This window comes from Gemmobacter sp. (assembly GCF_016792925.1).
GTDB lineage: Bacteria > Pseudomonadota > Alphaproteobacteria > Rhodobacterales > Rhodobacteraceae > Gemmobacter.
The window spans coordinates 1-3704 of record NZ_JAEULU010000123.1; the positions used below are offsets into that span (position 1 = coordinate 1).

5 protein-coding genes are annotated in these 3704 nt (G+C 63.9%); all 5 read left to right on the top strand.

Features of this window, described 5'->3' with window-relative positions; translation table 11 throughout:
- Positions 1-628: FadR/GntR family transcriptional regulator (locus JNN06_RS06195; RefSeq protein WP_291238723.1), on the top strand; the 628-nt coding region annotated here is incomplete at its 5' end.
- Positions 629-711: 83 nt separating this feature from the next.
- Positions 712-1041: a cupin domain-containing protein gene (locus JNN06_RS06200; protein WP_291238724.1), complete on the top strand. Its 330-nt coding sequence runs from the start codon at positions 712-714 to the stop codon at positions 1039-1041.
- A gap of 91 nt (positions 1042-1132) precedes the next feature.
- Entirely contained in the window at positions 1133-2155 is a 1023-nt protein-coding gene (locus JNN06_RS06205) for an ABC transporter permease (protein WP_291238725.1), read from the top strand.
- Complete coding sequence (locus JNN06_RS06210) at positions 2152-3030, top strand: ABC transporter permease (protein ID WP_291238726.1); 879 nt, start codon at positions 2152-2154, stop codon at positions 3028-3030. The genes JNN06_RS06205 and JNN06_RS06210 overlap by 4 nt, the downstream gene beginning before the upstream one ends.
- A gap of 4 nt (positions 3031-3034) precedes the next feature.
- A partial coding sequence (locus tag JNN06_RS06215) for an ABC transporter ATP-binding protein (protein ID WP_291238727.1) occupies positions 3035-3704 on the top strand: 670 nt, incomplete at its 3' end.

Below are 3704 nucleotides of genomic sequence, written 5' to 3' on the forward strand. Positions count from 1 at the left end.
CGACCGCCTGCCCAGCGAGGCCGAACTGACCCGCCTGCATGCCGTCAGCCGCGCCGTGGTGCGCGAGGCGATTGCGGCACTGCGCTCGGATGGGCTGGTGGAGGCACGCAAGGGGTCGGGCGTCTATGCGCTGGACATGACCGCGCGCAAGACGCGGCCCTTTGACGATCTGACCACCGCCCGGATCTCGCAGGTGATCGAGCTTCTGGAACTGCGCACCGCCTGCGAGATCGAGGCCGCCGCCCTCGCCGCCACCCGCCGCTCTGCCGCGCAGGTGGAACAGATGATGATGGCGCATGATCGCGTTGTGGCCTGTCTGCGCAAGGGCGAGGCCACCCGCGATGCCGATTTCGATTTTCACATGGCGATTGCCGAGGCCACGCAGAACCGCCGCTTCCCCGAGTTTCTGACCTTGATCCGGCAGGGCATCATTCCGCGCGGCGACCTGCAAGGGGCCGAGCCGGGCGCGCGCCCCAAGGATTACAACGAGCATCTGGAGCGCGAGCATCACGATATTCTGGATGCCATCATCGAGGGCGACGGCGCCGCCGCACGGGAGTTGATGCGGGCGCATCTGCGCGGCAGTCTGGATCGCTACAAGGCGTTGCTGCGCGGCATGCGCGGGTGACAGGCTGCGGCGCGCTGGCATCTTGTCATACATCTTTGCCTGATATATAAGTCATCTTGTTTCAATCTATCAGGATGACCTTCATGACGCTGCCCCGCTATCCCGTCGCGCATCCCCATCCCGGCATCGAACGCCAAGTTTTATCGGAATCGCCCGCCATGATGGTGGTGGCCTTCCGGTTTCAGACCGGCGCCCAAGGGGCGCTGCATGCCCATGTTCACACACAATCCACCTATATTGCGCGCGGAAAGTTCAAGTTTTTCCGCGACGGGCAGACGTTCGAGCTGTCGGCGGGCGACAGTCTGGTGATCCCCTCCGGCGTTGAACATGGCTGCGAATGCCTGGAGGCGGGCGAGCTGATTGATTGCTTCACGCCGCGCCGCGATGACTTTCTGGTGCCGCATCACGATTGACAGGGCGCTGCAATCCTGTCAGACAAGATGGAAAATCTGTCAGGCTCATTTGCGTGTCGCGCAGCGGGCCGAACGCCTTGGGGGAGGAAAGATGCCACTGCGCCGCATGCGGCTTCGGGGCGTGATCGGCCAGATCACCACGATTGCCATCACCTTGCTGGGTCTGCTGCTGCTGACCTTCATCATCGGGCGCATGATGCCCGCCGATCCGGTTCGCGCCATCGTGGGCGAAGATGCCACGCGCGAAACCTATGACATGGTCTATGCCCAGCTGGGCCTCGACCGCCCGATCTGGGAGCAGTTCCTGCGCTATCTGGGCGATGTGCTGACCGGCGATTTCGGCACCTCGATCCGCACCGGCCAACCCGTGATCGAGGACATTCTGCATGTCATGCCCGCCACCATCGAGCTGGCGACCTTTGCCATCCTCATCGGCGCGGGGCTTGGCATCCCGCTGGGCGTGACGGCGGCGGTGAACAAGGACCGCTGGCCCGACCATCTGGTGCGCGTGCTGAGCCTGTTCGGCCATTCCATGCCGATCTTCTGGACCGGCATGATTGCCCTGATTGTCTTCTATGCCGGGCTTGGCTGGGTGGGCGGATCGGGCCGGATGAGCCAGTTCTATATCGGCATGGTGCCGGATCGCACGGGGTTCTTGCTGATCGACAGCGCCCTGGCCGGGCAATGGGATGTGTTTGCCAGCGCCATCAACCACCTGATCCTGCCCGCCAGCCTTTTGGGCTATTCTTCCTCGGCCTATATCACCCGGATGACCCGCAGCTTCATGCTCGATCAACTCGGGCAGGAATATATGGTCGCGGCCCGGGTCAAGGGCCTCAGCCGGGCGCAAACCATCTGGCGCCATGCCTTTGGCAATATCCGGGTGCAGCTGGTGACGATTGTGGCGCTGGCCTATGGCAGCCTGCTGGAAGGCGCCGTGCTGATTGAAACCGTCTTTGCCTGGCCCGGCTTTGGCCAATACCTGACCCAGAACCTGATCATCGGCGACATGAACGCGGTGATGACCTGCGTGCTGATCGTGGGCGTGATCTTCATCGCGCTGAACCTGCTGTCGGACCTGCTCTATCGCTTCTTTGACCCGAGGACCAAATGACCACGCAAGCCTCCCGCCTGCCGGGGCCGCTCCTCGCCCTGCGCAATATCCTGAGCTTTCTGCTGCGGCAGCCGACCTCGGCCTTTGGGCTGGCGGTGCTGGCCGTGCTGATCCTGGCGGCGGGGTTTGCCCCGCTGATCGCCACGCATGACCCCTATCTGCAAGACCTGAACAATGTGCTGCAACCGCCGGGCAACGGCCATCTGTTCGGCACCGACGAGTTGGGGCGCGACATTTTTTCCCGCCTGATCTGGGGCGCGCGCATCACCCTGACCATCGTGTTTCTGGTGTCCATCGTGGTGGGCCCCATCGGGCTGATGGTGGGCACGGTGGCGGGCTATCACGGCGGGCGCATTGATACCGTGATGATGCGAGTGACCGATATTTTCCTGTCTTTCCCGTCGCTGATCCTGTCGCTGGCCTTTGTGGCGGCCCTTGGCCCCAGCCTGAACAACGCCATCATCGCCATCGGCCTGACCGCATGGCCGCCAATTGCCCGGCTGGCACGGGCCGAGACGATGACCTTCCGCAAGGCCGATTACATCGCCGCCGCGCGGCTGCAAGGCGCCTCCAGCACGCGGATCATCGTGAAATCCATCGTGCCGATGTGCCTTCCTTCGGTGCTGATCCGGCTGACGCTGAACATGGCCACCGTGATCCTCACGGCCGCGGGGCTTGGGTTTCTGGGCTTGGGCGCGCAGCCGCCCTTGCCCGAATGGGGCGCGATGATCGCCACCGGGCGGCGCTACATGATCGACAGCTGGTGGTTGGTCACCTTTCCCGGCCTCTCCATCCTTTGCGTCAGCCTGGCGTTCAACCTGCTGGGCGATGGGTTGCGCGATGCGCTGGACCCCAAACAGATGAACCGGAGGTAAGGCGATGGAGCAGCCCATTCTGGAGGTGCAGAACCTCTGCATCCGCTATCCCGGTGCGCCTGTCGACGCGGTGCGCGGCGTGTCCTTCACCCTGGGGCGCGAACGCCTCGGGATCGTGGGCGAAAGCGGCTCGGGCAAATCGACCGTCGGGCGGGCGCTGTTGCGCCTGCTGCCCGGTGCCCGCGTCACCGCTGATGCCTTGCGCTTTGAGGGCGAAGACCTGCTCGCGCTGACCGAGGCGCAGATGCTCAAGGTGCGGGGGCGCCGCATGTCGATGATCCTGCAAGACCCGAAATTCAGCCTGAACCCCATTCAGCGCGTCGGGCAACAGGTGGCCGAAACCCTGCTGCGGCATTTCCCGGTCAGCCGGGCCGAAGCGCGGGCGAAAACGCTGGAGATGCTGGCCGCCGTGAAGATCCGCGACCCCGAGCGGGTGCATGATCTGTACCCTCACGAGATTTCGGGCGGGATGGGTCAACGCGTCATGATCGCGATGATGCTGCTGGCCGACCCCGATCTGGTGATCGCCGATGAGCCGACCAGCGCGCTGGATGTGACCGTGCGCCTGCAAGTGCTGAATATTCTGGACGGGCTGGTGCGGGATCGCGGCATTGGCCTCATCATGATCAGCCATGACCTCAATCTGGTGCGCAATTTCTGTGACCGCGTGTTGA